The following is a 16355-nucleotide window of genomic DNA, read 5'->3' as shown; positions in this document are numbered from 1 at the left end:
AAAAAAGTGGTACTTACCAAATTATTGGCGAGTACCACTTTTTATTTTACTGGGTTTTGTCCCAGCCCCTTAAAAGTAGTATAGAATATGTTTATCATGATACTGTAAGTAGTAAGTATATGAAGAAATAAGAAATTTACTATTAAGCAGGGTTGTAATTGAATATAGAGAAGAATAATTCCCTGTTGATTTGTTTAAATATTTTTTAAATATTTGTTTATCATTTTAGCAATATGTGGTAATATGTAGAATGTTTTAATCTATAAAAAATTTATGGAAAGGTTGTAGAAAATGTTTAAAGTAAAGTTTATCTTTATTACTCTAATTTCTATATTTTTGCTTATAACTGGATGTAGTAATGAAAAAGTAGAAAGTAAAAACAAAGAAAATGAAGCAAATGAGGAACAGTCTGAATCTAATAATAATGACGTTGATGAAGAAAATAAATTGTATCATGAATTTGGTGAAACATTCGAACTCATTGGATATTATTCTGATGTACCAGCCGAAATTACTGTAAATGAAGTTTGGTTTGAAAAGGGAGAAGAACATAAAGAATTTATAGAGTCGGAAATCTCTTCTCCTAGTGAAGATGTTGGTGTTACATTTGTTGATTATACTGTGAAAAATGTCGGCGATTCTTCAATGACTTTAGGTGATGTAATTCCAACGTATCGTTATCCAACAGGTGGACCAGAGCTTAATTTAACATATCCAAAAAATGATACATTTAAAGATTACACAGAAACTTTCCAATACGAATTAGCTCCTGGTGAAACAATGGAACTAAAAGGGGCTGTAGCTGTTGAGGAAAAGTATTCCTTTGAAGGAACATTAATGTGGAATCCTACACAAGAAAAACCAGAAGTTGTTTTCCAAATACCACAAGATAACCGTAGAGATAAAATTGGTACATATGATATTGGTGAAGATATGTACATAGATGATCGTGGGAAGAATAGGTTTTATAGAGTACGAATTAATGAAATTGAAATTATAGAAGAAGATGATAGCATCCAAAAGTCAATGGATGATTCATCGTTTTTAGTCATGGACATGGAGTTTGAGAACCAATTAAAAGAAGAAAGATCACTTTATAGTACTTTTCCAAATGTTATGTTAGATGGAAAAGAAACTATTCATAGTCCGCATCTGAAGATAGATGGTAATGCTGTTGATGATTTATATGAAGGAGAAGAAGGAAAAATCGCTCCGGGAGAAACTATAAAAGGAAAGGTGTTCATGGAGGTACAAAATAGCAACATAGAAGATATTAAATTAATGTATTTAAGTGATGCACTTTTAACATATCCTGACTTTTCACTGAAAATTAATTATGATGTATCAAAATAGTATTTTATTTTCTATTTACAAGTTAATGATTATAGATACGTTAATGAAATAGTATTTGTTCTATACCCAGAATTAAAATGAGGTGTATTGAATGAACGAGTTTCTGTACTTATAATCCTGATAATAAAAATAACCTTTTGTAATTCGAGTCACTTAAAAAGTATTAGTTTTCAAGAATATTGATTGTACTCATAAAAAAATAGCTATTTTGGATTTCAAATTACCCGAAATAGCTATTTTTTTTGATATAAGTTAGAAATTTATATTGTTTTTTTTGATTTGTCAAATAAAGTATGTAAGTACAAACAGACTCCATGTATTTTAAAAGCCCTTTCTTTTAGATTTTCGTGGAGGAGAAGTTGGTTCATAACGATGGACCAGTTTTGGATATAACCGCCTTTCCAATTTGTTTCGAGTTCTTTTACGCGTAAATATAACACTTTTAACAGAGTGTTCTCGTTGGGGAATGCTCCTTTTTTGGTTACTTTCCTGAAGCTTGAGTGTATAATCTCTACGGCATTTGTCGTGTACATCTTTCCGAATAGCGTTAACGTAGTCAAAGAGTTGCTCGACATGACTAAAATTCCTTATCCATACATCAATGGCTCCTGGATAGGCAGCTCACTGTTGTTAAAAGGATTCAAAGGCGCTCGCACAAGCCTTAAGGGTTGGTGCACCATAGACTTTTCTTAAAGATTTTGTGAAAGCTTTATAATCCTTGCTTGGAACGATTTGATGGAATTGCGAATCAAATGAACGATGCATCGTTGAACGATAACGTCAGGTAAAATTGCTCGTGATCCTTCTTCCAAATCACTCACACCATCCATGGAAATAAAGAGTATGTCTTCGACACCCCTTGCTTTGATTTCATCGAAGATTTGCATCGACTTGTGTTTGCTTTCCGTCTCATTTAGCCATAGACCCGAGTATTTCTTTTCTGCCTTCCATGGTGTACCCTAAAATCGTATAGACGGTATATTTCTTTGTTTCACAGCATCAACATCGTTCCAAATGCGGAGATCTTGTATATTTTGGATTTAAGTCTCATTGCTTTCACTCCTTAGAAATCCCTCACGTTCTATTAGTAGTTTTTTTAACTTTTCCGGATCCTCTAGAGTAGCTTGATTACTTAAATACTTCGCTGCTTCCTTATTTTTTTCTTGTCAGCATTTATTTACTTCATTTTTTCAATTTCTACTTTTTTGGATGGTCAGCCAAGGTTTATAAGCAGTTATATTGAAATGACGGAGGCTATTTTTTGGCTTTTTTAGAAACGTATTTTGTAATGTTAAAGGCGATCACCGTACCAACTTCTATCTTACTTCTGATTTGCAAACCTGTTCCAAAACTTTCAATTAGTCTTCTATTCGTATTTTTGATCCCTACTCCTGTAAAATCGATTGAATCAATGCGTTTAATAGAACGAATGACGTCATTGCTCATTCCAACTCCATCATCTTTAATGATAACTCGTAAATAATCATATTTCTTAAAAACTTTAATTTCAATTGTTCCACCAGAAGTCCGTTGCATAATCCCGTGTTTTATTGCATTTTCAACAATTGGTTGAATTGTCAGCGTTGGTAGATAAAAACCTTCTACATCATCTACTTTCCAATGAACTTTTAATTTGTTGCCAAACCTTACTTTTTCTATATACAGATAGGATTCTACAACGGAAATTTCCTCTTCAAAAGGTGTCCATTTATTAAAGGAATCAGAGTCAAATTTACTCCGTAGAAATTCACTAAATTGATCTACCAATCGACGCATTTTTTCAACGTCTACAATGCTTAGTGCATTGATGGAATTTAAAGTATTAAATATAAAATGTGGTTGTATTTGTGCTTGTAACCATTTTGCTTCCATTGCTGATTTCAATTCCTGCCTCATTTGATAGGATAAAGCAAGTCCTAATCCTAAAGGCCATCCAATGTAAAAAGGGAGAATAAATAGAACTAACAAAACTTGGAATGAATGTTGTGTTGGTCCAATTAGTTGCCCCTCGATTTGACCGCTAAATGCTAAATACCATCTATAAGAAAAAACTGGGATGATCAAAACGACTGAAACAGCTGTATATAAATGTACTAAAAATTGAACTTTATTTGTTTTAAAGAGTATAGCAACTATCGCAATTACTGCAACGAGTACGACAATAAAATCATGGTAAAGATATCTTGCAGTAGGATTTGTTTGATTTATAAACGACATGATAACGGATAACAGAATTAACGCTATTATTAGTTTTTGTCTTTTTCTTTCATTACCAAAATCGCGAAATCTAAGGATACCCTCCATTAATAGAATTGCACCGATCAATGTACAACAATTGTTTAAGAATGTGATCAAACTTCCATCAAAAAAATATATACTAATAAAGCTTACAAACCAACTAACAGACGACCAAGTCCAGAAAGCAGGCCCTTTTACCATAGGGTTAATTCTCCATAAAACAATCATTAATATTAATCCCATAAAATTAATGATACCAACAACTAGTAGAAGCGTTGCTAGATCAAGTGCCATATAAGCCTCCAATTAATTCGATAGATTATTAGTTTATTGATCCTTCATTTCTCCACTTTCTAATTATGATGAACTCATTTATAATAACACTCATATTACATGTTCGAAACAAACAAATTAAATATTGATTTTCCTTGCCTAATCAAGCAAGTTCATTTTCCCCTTCGGAACGATTATCAAGTGTTGCTAAAGGTCCTAACAATAAGGAGAGCAAGAACTAATTTAAGCTAGTTCTGTTTTTGCCTTGTTCAATACCTGTATTAGTCAAAGATATCTGCACAAGTTCATAAAGCTTCACTAATTGGCGAATGAACTTGTTTCTTGATGATTTTTTATCTGGTTTCTAATTTTCTAATGTATGTTAGATAACAGTAAAATAAAGTTTGCTTATTTTATTAAAATTATTTAACAAAAGCAACCTTTACTGTAAGTACATTCCAATGTCGATTGAATGTATAGTATCTTTGTTCAACAACTATCTAATTTTCAATATTATTTTCCCTTTCGCCCTTCCAGACTCCACATATTCCATCGCTATTTGGGCATCTTCAAATGGCAAAACTCTATCAATTATAGGTTTGATTTTACCGGTCTCAATATAGTTTGCGATTATACGTAATTGCTCTCCACTTGGCTTCATAAACAAAAATGTATATGGCGCATTGTGTTTTTTTTCAAGCGTAGTAAGTTTATGGCCTGCTACTGAAAACAACAATGTTTTAAAAAATCCAGAACCATATTCTTTACCAAAACGAGCATTCGGTAATCCTGAAACAGAAACTATCTTTCCTCCGCTCCTTATCACTTCAAATGATCTTTCCAGTATCTCGCCACCCAGTGTATCAAATACGGCATCATATTTTTTCAAGATCTCTTCAAATTTTTCTGTCTTGTAATTTATAACTTCATCTGCACCAAGTGATTTTACTAAGTTCGCGCCAGCTTCACTGGCGGTCGTTGCAACGGTGGCACCTACTAATTTGGCCAGTTGAATAGCAAATGTACCGACACCTCCAGCCCCAGCTTGAATTAAAATCTTTTGTCCCTTTTGTAGATCCAAAATGTCTATTAGTGCTTGATAGGAGGTTAACCCAATTAGTGGGATCGATGCTGCTTCTTCAAAGCTCAAATTTTTAGGTTTTAAGGCGATATCATCTTCATGAATAGCAATAAATTCAGCAAAAGTACCCATTTTATTTTTACGTGGACGTGCATATATTTCGTCACCAACTTTAAAACGAGTTACCTTTGCGCCAACCTTTGCAATGACACCAGAAAAGTCATTCCCTAAAATAAGTGGCATTTTATATTTAACTAACAATTTCACTTTCCCATCGCGTATCTTAAAATCAACAGGATTAATACTAGCTGCATGAATTTCTGCAAGTACCTCATATTCACGAATTTCAGGTGTGGGCATTTCTGCCAAACGCATTGGCACTTTTCCATACCTATCAATAACCATTGCTTTCATAGCCTATACCTCCAAATAATGTGTGTGTTAAATTCCATCATTATTAATAAAATTTCTGCATGAAATGATCAATATTCAACACAAGCATTTTTAATAAATCTAATTCTGTACATACATTAATATAATAAAAATTTTTTGTCCCTTCTTTACGCATTAAAATCACACCGGCTTCTCGCAAAACCTTAAGATGATGGGACACAGCAGGTCGAGAAAGATGAGTCTGTTCAGTGATTTCACCCACACGTAATCCTGTTTGACAATCAGTTCCCATTAGAACTAACAAGATTGATTGACGTGTTTCATCACCAATTGCCAAAAGTACTTTTTGACATTTAATAAAATCCTCTTTGATTATATTTAGTTGATCCTGTTTATTCATTCAATAAAATACCTCCAAAATCAGTTTAATGGTTTAAGTTGATAAACCATATTAATAAAAACAACAGTATACTATTGTTATGTTAGATGCAATATTGAGAAAGCAAATCGAGACGAAGATATTTTAGGAGGGAGCATTATTAACTTTCATATTCAGCAACTTTAAAAGGAGATGATGTTAGAATGCTTTCGTATTCCAACACTTGATAATTAATCTAGAGGTCTTCTAAAAGGAAGAAACATGAAATGCAGAATCACTTTATTACGAATGTCAAAATCATCAAATAACTGCTTGACTAAACTACTCACAGCTTCTTCCGTTGCATAACCTCTTCCTGAAGCTTCGAGAGAAAAAGCAGTATCCTTAAATATTGTTTATATTTCTAATGGATAATTCGCTGCTTATTTTATCATCATTATTTGGGCACTTTTTCTAAGAAGAATTATAAATAAATTGAAACATAAGCATTTACAAAAATGGTTAAATGAACGTACAGGTAAACTAATTTCAACCATTATTATTATCTCCATTTCTATATATATTTTACTAATTGCAATTATAGCGTTTAATGATTTGATTAATACGGTTCAAATATATTTCCTACCGAGTACATCCATTTGGATTATAGCTATTCCTTTTATCATTATTTGTGTATGGGCAGCTTCTGCAAATTTAAAAACGATTGTGTATTCTGCTTTGTTATTACTACCCTTTGTCATAGTTTTAGGCTATTTTGTTGCTATTGCAACATTCGCTGAGAAAGATTATTCTTATCTTTTTCCAATCTTTACGGAAGGAGTGGGGCCAGTAATACAAGGAATCATGATGGTGTTAGGAGCTAATGTTGATTTTATCATTCTTTTTTTACTCCAAGACCAGATGAAAAAGCAATATTCCTATTTTGGTTTGCTTAGTCTAATAGCTGTATTAACCATCCTTATTCTCGGGCCAACATTAGGCTCGATAGCCTCTTTTGGTCCTGAAGTTGCTTCACAAATGAGATTTCCTGCTTTCGAACAATGGCGGTTAGTATCCATTGGACAGCATGTGTCTCATCTAGATTATTTTGCAGTGTTTCAGTTACTAAGCGGTGTGTTTATAAGACTATCGTTATGCATTTATGTACTTTGGAATATTTGGAATAACTCATCTTCCAAATTGAAGTGGACGATTATTGGAATCATTATTATGACATTAATAGTTGTAACGATACCGGAAAATAGCGATGTTTGGATACAAAAGATTACACAGAATTATTTTTATTATGGGGCACTAATTTTTGGAGTTTACTTGACGACTATCTTAGTACTCATCGGGATCTTCTCTAATAAAGGAGAGAATACAAACTCATGACAAAATATACAACGCAACAAATAACTAAAAAATTACACAGTGGTACATTACGTATCGACCAGCTACAAGATTTCTTCTCTGTTCATGCAGATGTAGAATATATACCTCATGATGAAGCTGCAATTGGTTCTTTTTACTTCAATGGAATGGTTGATTCTGTACAATTAAATGAGTATTATAATCAAATAGTTACAGCTATTTTGAAAGACAATATTCATAAAAATAATGAAGAATTACCACCTCTTTTTGTTATCGACGGCTTTGATGACGTCATTTCGAAAATCCTATCTGGTTATTTCATTCTTTATAAAGTAGGAGAAAACGTTGTATATGCAGTAAATATTGCAAAGATCCCTCAACGTAATCCAGAAGAGTCAAACACAGAACTATCTGTAAAAGGGCCAAAAGACGGCTTTACCGAGGAAGTAAATGTTAATATCGCATTGATTCGGAAGCGTTTAAAAACAGAGCGTTTATATAATGAATCATTCGAGTTAGGATCCATTAGTAAAACAAAAACATCACTTGTTTATATACATAATAAGGCAAATATGCAGGTGATTAAAGAAGTACGTCAGCGATTAAATAATATAAAGGTAGAAAGTATTTTAAGCAGTGGTCAATTAGAACAATGGGTTTCTGATAGAACGTTCTCATTATTTCCGTTATTTGATAATATTGCACGACCAGATTTTGCTGTGGAGTGTCTCTTAAGAGGGAGATTTATCATCATTATTGATGGTTCGCCATTAATCCTGATTGGACCAATTAATTTATTTGAATTGCTAAAGTCTCCAGAGGATGTCCACTTTCCCTATCATATTGTCGCGTTTCAACGGGTGGTTAGACTGATTGGTCTGTTGTTAGCTATTTTGTTACCTGGTTTTTGGATCGCTATCGCGTCCGTTAATATTGATCTTCTCCCTTTTAACCTTTTAGCGACAGTCGTAGAGGCTAGAGGTGGTATGCCATTACCATTTATATTGGAATTCTTATTCTTGTTAGTATTATTTGAAATCCTTAGAGAAGCTGGGGTACGGATGCCAAAGCCTGTCGGCCAAACAATTGCGATCGTTGGTGGTATTATTATTGGGGATGCACTAATTCGTGCAGGACTTGCTTCTGCAACACTAATTGTTGTAATTGCACTTTCCACACTATGTACGTATACACTAGTTAATCAATCATTAATTGGAACAGTAAGTATATTACGAGTATATATGATATTAATTTCAGGTTTTTTAGGAATATACGGATTTTTACTAGGATTATTAAGTATTGTGGTCTATTTGACACGTTTAGAATCTTTTTCCTTATCGTATCTTGAACCGGTTGTTACATTAAGTTTTAAAGAATTTCTGGATGCGTTATTAATAAACCCTTTTAAACGCCGGAATAATTCAGCACAGATGCTTCAGAAACGGAGAAGATAATATGCGACAAATGGTTATCATCCCCCTTTTCTTCTTTTTAATAGTAATTACAGGCTGTAGTGATGTAAAAGAAATTCAACAAATGAATTATGCTACAGCCATTGGTGTAGATTACAAGGATGATAAATATATTGCTTATGTACAGATGGTTAGTTTAAGTAGTTTATCCAATACCGAAGGAGCTACCGCTACAGCGCCTGATGTTTATGTATCAAAAACAGCAGCGAAAACATTTAATGATGCCCTGTTTGAATTGTATAATACGGCGCAGGAAAAAATTATTTGGTCCCATGTTACAAGTATCTTGCTGGGAGAATCGGCTATTAAGCATGGATTTAAAAGCATCTTCGATGGTGTAATTCGGTATAACGAATTCCGATTAACGCCTTGGGTGTTTGCTACAAAAGAAGATATCAATGATATACTCTCTACCCAAGGGTTTTTTAATCAAGGTTCATTAGAGACTATCTTGCATAATCCTGTTGAAATATATAAACAAAATTCGTTATTTCGACCGTTTGAATTACATCATTTTGCTAGAGAAGTATATGAACCAGCTTTAACTACCTATATTCCTTCACTTGCTATCAATCATACACAATGGAAGAAAAATAATAAAGATGATGCCAAGTTAATGTATGATGGGGCATTTTTTATGAAGAATGATACATTTAAAGGATTCTTTGAATTGCAGGAATTAAAGGGATTACGTTGGATTACGCCAGAAATGGATCGTACATCCGTCTTAATATCTAATAATAAAAAGGATGATCAATTACTAGTAGTAATCGAAGATTTAAAATCCGAAGTGACAGACAGTATGAAAGCAGGCAGCCAAGATTTGATGTGCATGTTGAAGTAGAAGGTTATGTTACGAACCAAAATAAGGACTCAACTATTATTACGAATAAAGTGATTAATACTACAAAAGATGCCATTAAGAATCAAATAAAGGCTTTATTTGAGCTAGGTAAAGAGAAAGAAACCGATTTCTTACGTTTAGAGAATCTATTATATCGCGACCAACATAAATATTGGAAGAACTTAGTTAATAAGGATTCTTTTTTTACGGAGGATGGAATATTAGATGAAATACAAGTCGATTTAGTTTTGAGACATGCTGGAGCTGGAAAAAATAATTAATTAGTAATATTAAGGAGAAAAGCTTTCACTTAACAATGCTAACTATAGCAGCATTTGCTTGATGAATGGAAAGCAAATGAGCCTGTAGAAGACTAGGGGTACTACTGGGGTATACTTCTAAAGCTAGTATCTTTTAGGTATTAGTTGCTTCTTGATTGCGTATTATATCGTATAAGGCTTTGCCATCACTAGCGTGTTTTTTGCTATATTGTATAGGAATTAGCGCAAAAAATACTGAAAAATAACCAAATTAATAACAGACTTGTGTGCCCAGTGAGATATTCACTAGTATGAGATAAATGAGCAGCAGCAGGAACCGATATTGAAGATATTTCTTCCTGTATGGACAAGGAGGTGCGTAAAGAGATTGTCAATTCTTAAGGCTTTATAATGACAAAGGCGTCTAGAAAATGGATTCTATTTACTCGAATCGATCTATATTTAAATAATTCTTTACCTCTACCAAGTATCAATACTGACCTTCCAATAAATATTCTTGCCATTGTATAATGACCAAGCTGATGAATAAAACTCACGATTAGTAATAATACAAAGAAGACCCACAACGCAGTCTCAAAATCATCCCATACAAATAGTGTATCAACTCTAATTATGCTTTTTATCGTATAACCCTTTTTACTATCATTAAAGCCTTTGTTAGAAAAGTAATGCGAAAAACAGAGTGGAGTTGAATATGTGAAAAGCATAAGCTTGATTTTAAGCTTATGCTACCTCAAGTAACTTATAAATTAAAAATAGTTCCCATTAATGAATAAATAATGACGGTAGAAAATAGTACAGTCATATAAATAAGTGAAAATAAAAACATCGATTTTGCCCATTTCTCCGAATCCATTTTGTGGTAACCAATAATGCTGAGTGACAACCAAGAAAGACTTAGCAGCAGAGCTACTAACTGTAAGCCTAGACTAAGTGTACCAAGTAAGAAGCTGGTTGCTACCACGACGACTAAATAAATATTTGTTTGAATATAGGTTCTCCGAATCCCTTTAACTACCGGAAGCATAGGAACTCTTGCAGCTTGATATTCTTTATGCTTGCGAATAGCAATGGCATAAAAATGTGGCATTTGCCAGATAATGGATATGATAAACAAGCCAATAATTGCAGGGTGAGTAATATCCGGATATATAGCTGCCCAACCGATCAGCGGCGGCATCGCACCTGAAATACTACCAATTTCGGTGTTGTAAACAGTTCTACGCTTACTCCACATTGTATAGGGTACTGCATAAAAGAATAAGCCTAAAAAGCCCAGTACTCCTGCCAGTGGTGTTGCTAGTACAAGGGTGAATATGCCAACCAAAGACATCAAAATTCCAAGACATAAAACATAGGTTGGTTTAATTCTTCCAGTTACTGTTGGCCTATTTTTGGTCCTTTCCATGATTTCATCAATGTCTCGATCATACAAGTTATTAAAAGCACCAGCTGCACCAATAACGAGGCTCGTTCCAACAAAAGCAAATAGAATTTCGGGTAATTTTTCATAGAGGCTATATTGATAGGTATAAATAGCTAAAAATAACCCTGCAAACATTGGGATTAGATTGGATTTAATAATGCCGGTCTTTACAGTCTGTGCAAGAGCATTTACTAAGGATTGATTTTCATGCATTTGATTTTCTTTTTTCTTCATGTGACCATCTCGCTTTCTTACCCTTTCATTTTAACAAATATAGTCACATAAATAGTTAAAATGTGTTTTCTTCACATAATGGACATTATTTCATACCATATATATCTACTGCCTTATTCTCAATAGCAGAAGAATTATTTTGATGATAGACATATAAGCAATGACAATCATTTTACTTAGGTATTTTGAAAGTAACAGTTGTACCCATATAAGGCGTACTTTGAATATCTAAGCCTACTCCATATAATTGTTTAAATCGTCGATTAGTATTCGCTAGTCCAATCCCACGTCCGCTTCCATAAACCCATTCATCACTTAGAATTTGCTTTACTTTTTGTTGATCCATTCCGACACCATCATCGATGATGGTAATACTATAATAAGTGTTATGTTCTACTATTTGAATACGAATTGTACCGCCCTCTACTTGCTTTAGGATACCATGTCTAACAGCATTCTCTACGATTGGCTGGATGGATAGCGGAGGAATTTGTATTGGAATGTTATCTTTGATCTCCCAGGAAACATGTAGTCTATCTCCAAAGCGTTCCTTTTCAATAAATAAATACGAGCGTGCTAAATCAAGTTCATTCTCAAGAGGAATAAGCGCATTTTTATTCGTCATATCAAAGCTTCTTCGCAAGTAATTACTAAATTCTTCAAGCAGTTTTATCATTCTCTTCGTATCAATCTCAGCTAAGGAAGCAATTGTATTCAGTGTGTTAAATAAAAAGTGTGGTTGTATTTGTGCTTGAAGCCAAGCAGCTTCCATCCGAAGTTGTGCATGGACGGATGCTTTTAGACTTGTTAAAACATCAACACGAGCTTTTAACTCTAAGGCATCTATTGGTTTTGCAACATAATCATTAGCACCTGATTGAAATCCAGTATAAATATCTTCTAATTGATTCCGTGCTGTTAACAGCAAAATAGGTAGCTCCGAAATGGAGAATTGCTTTCGGATAATCTTGGTTAATTCATAGCCAGACATCGTTGGCATCATTACATCTGCGATAATTAAATCCAATTCTCTTGAATGGATATGTAATAATGCTTCTTTACCGCTAGTGGCAGTAATCATGTCATAATATGGACTAAGTACGTTGTGTAAAATACGTAAATTAATCGGGTCATCATCGACCATAAGTATACGTGCTTGGTTTCTATTTTCTCTTGTAGCGGATACCTCCGTCTCTGCCTCATCTATTGGATAAAAGTTATGAACATGTTCATCAGTAGCTGGTACTATCTTATTTTCCTCTACATTTGTTGCGTTGTCTGCTATTGGGAGTGTAAAAGAGAATGTAGAACCCTTACCAATAACTGATTGAACAGACATGGTCCCACCATGTAATTCTACTAATTGTTTACAAACACTGAGTCCCAAACCAATTCCGCCGTTATCTTTCATATTTCCTTGGTTATATGGCTTGAAGATATTTTGTTGCGTCTCTTCACTCATCCCTATACCGGTATCTCTAATATGAATGGTTGCAATCTTATTTTCATAAGAGGCGTCTATCGTAACACTTCCTTCATTCGTGTATTTAACCGCATTATGAACAAGGTTAAAGATTATTTGTAGCAATCGATTTTCATCTGCATATACCTCTGGAAACGAGGGGGAAATGTTTAATCGTAATTGTAAATTTTTATTTTCTGTCATATAAGTTATCATATCAAGAATAACAGCAGCTACGGAGTGCAGGTTTACTCTTTTCTTATTTAATGTAATATATTGATCTTGTAATCGAGAGATATCAAGGATGTCGTTGAGGGTAAAGGTCATTCGTTGCCCTATTTGTATGAGTAGGTGTAAGCTTTCTTTATTTTTAGCTGATAAAGAAGCAGACCCATTACGTAAAATAGTTTGGGCAATATTAATAATTCCATGAAGCGGATTTCGTAATTCATGGGAGGTATTTGCTAGAAATTCATCTTTCTTTTTATCTGCGTTAAGCAGTTCAGCTTTTTGCTTCTCATTCAAATGAGCCATACGGATATGACGTTTGAATAAGAATAAAGCAATGGTAATGATTGAGATAAGAAAGTCGAATGGGTAATACGGCATATCAATTAAATTCATATTTACAATATTTCCCCATATTAATACATTTGATGTGTAGCTGGTTACAAATAATAGAATAAAGATGGCATCTGCCTTTCCTCTTCTGATTGTTTTAATCGTTTGTGAGAATAAGAAGTAGAAAGCAATTAGGAAAAAGATCATCATTCCAAAATTAATAAAAACAAAAAAGTCAATAGGAACTACCACTAAGCTGACAGATAGAGTGAAATAAATTACTAGAAGTGATGTAAATAAACGGCTTTTTACACGGTATAATGATTTTACAAATGCTAATAATGCCAATAACGTACTAATAAATAATATGGATAGAAGCTTTTGATACCATTCAATAGGAATTGGTAGCTCCAAAACGATATTATCATCAATTAAGTTAGTAAATGCTGCTAAGATTAGCATTAGTCCATAAAAGAGAAGTTCTTTTTGTGCTTTCCCTTTTCTCCCCAAGAGAAATAAACAAATGGCGTACATGCTATGTAATAAATAAATGATAAAAATAGTTACTTGAAAAGCGATTGATCCGCTTTCCAGCTTATTAATAGCCTGATCCGTACCAAACTGAATCGCGTTCGTAATACCACCTTCAAAAGGAATTTGGTAATTTGATATATGAATCAATAGCTCCATTTCGTTCGTATTATTTGTATGGAAGATAGTAGAGAAAGGTCCGTTTTTTTGTACATGCTGTTCCTTGCTTTTAGTAGGGTGATTAGATGCTGCTACGAGTTTATCGTCGATGTATACATTAGCCGCAGTTGTGATATCTTTTATGCGGATTCCGTATAACGATTGCTCATTCTCTGGAAGAATAATTTTTAAGCGAAACGTACCGTATCCATAGGATGTTTGTTTATCTTTGGTTTGATTCCATTCACCTTTCCAATTGCCTGGTACATTTATATAATTGGTAGCCTTCCATTGCTGTAATGGCGTTAGAAATTGGTTAGGATAGAATTCCCATTCTCCATTGAGTGTGGTGGTTTGGTCATCCTTGAAATCCCAAGTACTTAGGTCAATGACTCCGTTTTTCGCCTGCGGGTGCTCGGGTGGTTGATGGTACAGGAGCCAGCCAATCCGTAAACAACTCAACAGTATGAGAAAAACACTAATAATAATAAATATCTTTGGAATAGACATCTGTTTCTTATTACGCATGTTTTGTCACAGTCCTTTAAATTAATATGCTCTACTCTAACTTATTTATCATTTCTATTCAATGATATATTTTTATGGTAGATAACAAAGGCTAGGTCATTCATTCCTTTAGAAATCAGTAAAAAGATATAGAACATCCTAATTCTGTTCGAATAAATAGTTCAATGATTAATATTGCAAGCTTAGTTGTATTAGGTTTCCGATTTTCTTCATAAATAGTATGTAGCTATTTCTTAAGTAAAATGCTACGTATAAATCCAATCTTTTGACCTCTACTAATTTTATAGATAGACTACGAGTTAAATACCTTATATAGTACAATCGATTCATACTTAAATGGGAGTAGGGAGGATATATGGGTGAAAGCGATTCTTGTAGACGATGAACAAATGGCAGTAGATTTTTTGGAACATCTTCTTAAGAAAAATAGTGATATCGATGTTATTGATAAACTAACTAACCCGCTAATGGTAAGAAAAAAGGTTCAACAGCTACATCCAGATGTTGTTTTTTTAGATATAGAAATGCCACAGGTAGATGGTCTGGAATTAGCTGAACAATTACTATCCAGTCATCCATTTTTACAAATCGTTTTTGTTACTGCATATAATCAGCATGCGGTAAGAGCATTTGAAATAAATGCACTAGATTATCTTTTAAAGCCTTTTTCGATACAACGTTTAAACAAAACCGTAGAACGTCTTTTGGCAAAAGTTAATGGTGAATCTAAATCTATGTCTTCTAATAACTCATTAAATAATACGCTACAGATAAATGTATGTGGGAGCTTATCACTCACAACTAGCCATGGGGAAAAGGAAGTTATTTCATGGCGAACCTTGAAGGCGAAGGAATTATTTCTATATCTATTGCACAACAAAGAAAAGCTAGTTCAGAAGTCCTTTTTAATCGAGTTACTCTGGCCAGACTTAGACCCTGAAAAAGCTTATGCCCAATTATATACAGCTGTTTACCATGTAAGAAATGTCTTAAAGAAATATCCAAGCAATTTTAAGATTATAAATACCAAGGAAGGGTATACCCTATCTACGCAAAATATCACGATAGATATCCAGCTATGGAAGGAAAAACTAGAACTAGCACCTCCTATGACTATAAATTCGATTGATAGATATGTTGAGATTATGGATTTGTATAAAGGTTCTTATTTAGAAGAACATGGTTATTGGTGGGCAGAAAATCATCAATTGCAGCTTGAACAAGTTTGGTTGGATTATGCATTAAAAATTGATTGGAAGGAGCAGTCGTATCAGGAGGCGAAAAAATGGTTTAAAAAAGTTTGTGATAGCCATCCAGAGAACGAAGAAGCTCATTTTATTTTACTGAAGATTTATGCTACAACGAATGACTCGATTAATGTTGAGAGGCATTATCAGAATTTAAAAGAATTTTTACATACAGAATTTGGAACGAAGCCTCATACAGACATTCGTAATTGGTACAGTCAATGGAAAAAATATAATTAAATAGTTTAGAAAAGCCATGGTGGATCACTTATCCAGCATGGTTTTTTTATAAGTTAAGAAAGTATAAAATCAGTGCAATGACTGCGTTAAGCCAAGTAGTTATTTTGAAATGTTTGATGTCTATTGGCAATGCTCCGACTAATTACTTCGCTTTCCGCGGGCACGGCCTCAACTAACTTTGCAAAGAAGAACACGTTGCAAAATGGATTTTCGGCTCGCGCTAATCCCGTAGGAGTCTACGTAATTCGTCTCCGCTATGCGAAGGTGCAACAATTCTTGTCATAAGTAATAGGTTGACTT

General features: G+C 33.7%; 11 protein-coding genes and 1 pseudogene. 6 read left to right on the top strand and 6 right to left on the bottom strand.

Going from position 1 to position 16355, the window contains the following annotated elements; translation table 11 throughout:
- The first annotated feature begins 291 nt into the window (after positions 1-291).
- On the top strand, positions 292-1353 hold the full coding sequence (locus tag ABDZ84_RS13435; protein ID WP_321132774.1) for a DUF5067 domain-containing protein: 1062 nt from the start codon (positions 292-294) through the stop codon (positions 1351-1353).
- Between the two features lie 260 nt (positions 1354-1613).
- Here ABDZ84_RS13435 and ABDZ84_RS13430 read toward each other — a convergent pair.
- From ABDZ84_RS13430 to ABDZ84_RS13415, 4 genes and pseudogenes are all read right to left on the bottom strand, one after another.
- Positions 1614-2346: pseudogene (locus tag ABDZ84_RS13430) on the bottom strand (IS256 family transposase); the annotation flags it as partial.
- A gap of 261 nt (positions 2347-2607) precedes the next feature.
- Entirely contained in the window at positions 2608-3885 is a 1278-nt protein-coding gene (locus ABDZ84_RS13425; protein ID WP_205388800.1) for a sensor histidine kinase, read from the bottom strand.
- 475 nt (positions 3886-4360) lie between these two features.
- Positions 4361-5359: an NADP-dependent oxidoreductase gene (locus ABDZ84_RS13420; RefSeq protein WP_343781876.1), complete on the bottom strand. Its 999-nt coding sequence runs from the start codon at positions 5357-5359 to the stop codon at positions 4361-4363.
- A 43-nt stretch (positions 5360-5402) separates the two neighbouring features.
- Complete coding sequence (locus ABDZ84_RS13415; protein ID WP_343781874.1) at positions 5403-5738, bottom strand: ArsR/SmtB family transcription factor; 336 nt, start codon at positions 5736-5738, stop codon at positions 5403-5405.
- A gap of 408 nt (positions 5739-6146) precedes the next feature.
- Here ABDZ84_RS13415 and ABDZ84_RS13410 point away from each other — a divergent pair, with 408 nt between their 5' ends.
- From ABDZ84_RS13410 to ABDZ84_RS13395, 4 genes are read left to right on the top strand one after another with little or no spacing between them, the layout of a single operon-like run.
- Complete coding sequence (locus tag ABDZ84_RS13410) at positions 6147-7091, top strand: endospore germination permease (protein WP_343781882.1); 945 nt, start codon at positions 6147-6149, stop codon at positions 7089-7091.
- Positions 7088-8524, top strand: a complete 1437-nt coding sequence (locus ABDZ84_RS13405; RefSeq protein WP_026681617.1) for a spore germination protein — start codon at positions 7088-7090, stop codon at positions 8522-8524. The genes ABDZ84_RS13410 and ABDZ84_RS13405 overlap by 4 nt, the downstream gene beginning before the upstream one ends.
- A 1-nt stretch (position 8525) precedes the next feature.
- Positions 8526-9386, top strand: a complete 861-nt coding sequence (locus tag ABDZ84_RS13400) for a Ger(x)C family spore germination protein (RefSeq protein WP_026681616.1) — start codon at positions 8526-8528, stop codon at positions 9384-9386.
- Positions 9299-9667, top strand: coding sequence for a Ger(x)C family spore germination C-terminal domain-containing protein (locus ABDZ84_RS13395; protein WP_343781880.1), 369 nt, complete (start codon positions 9299-9301; stop codon positions 9665-9667). The genes ABDZ84_RS13400 and ABDZ84_RS13395 overlap by 88 nt, the downstream gene beginning before the upstream one ends.
- Before the next feature lie 742 nt (positions 9668-10409).
- Here ABDZ84_RS13395 and cyoE read toward each other — a convergent pair.
- Positions 10410-11327 carry a heme o synthase gene (cyoE, locus tag ABDZ84_RS13390; protein ID WP_026681614.1) on the bottom strand — a complete coding sequence of 306 codons (918 nt, stop codon included), beginning with the start codon at positions 11325-11327 and terminating at the stop codon, positions 10410-10412.
- A 172-nt stretch (positions 11328-11499) separates the two neighbouring features.
- Positions 11500-14568, bottom strand: a complete 3069-nt coding sequence (locus ABDZ84_RS13385) for a hybrid sensor histidine kinase/response regulator (protein ID WP_343781870.1) — start codon at positions 14566-14568, stop codon at positions 11500-11502.
- Between the two features lie 359 nt (positions 14569-14927).
- Here ABDZ84_RS13385 and ABDZ84_RS13380 point away from each other — a divergent pair, with 359 nt between their 5' ends.
- Positions 14928-16055 (top strand): response regulator, encoded by a 1128-nt coding sequence (locus tag ABDZ84_RS13380; protein ID WP_343781868.1) that lies wholly within the window; start codon positions 14928-14930, stop codon positions 16053-16055.
- Positions 16056-16355 lie beyond the last annotated feature (300 nt).

Origin of the sequence: Virgibacillus salarius (genome assembly GCF_039521925.1) — a bacterium.
GTDB lineage: Bacteria > Bacillota > Bacilli > Bacillales > Amphibacillaceae > Virgibacillus > Virgibacillus salarius.
Note: the sequence above shows the minus strand (reverse complement) of the source record. Positions and strands in the feature narration are given on the sequence as shown.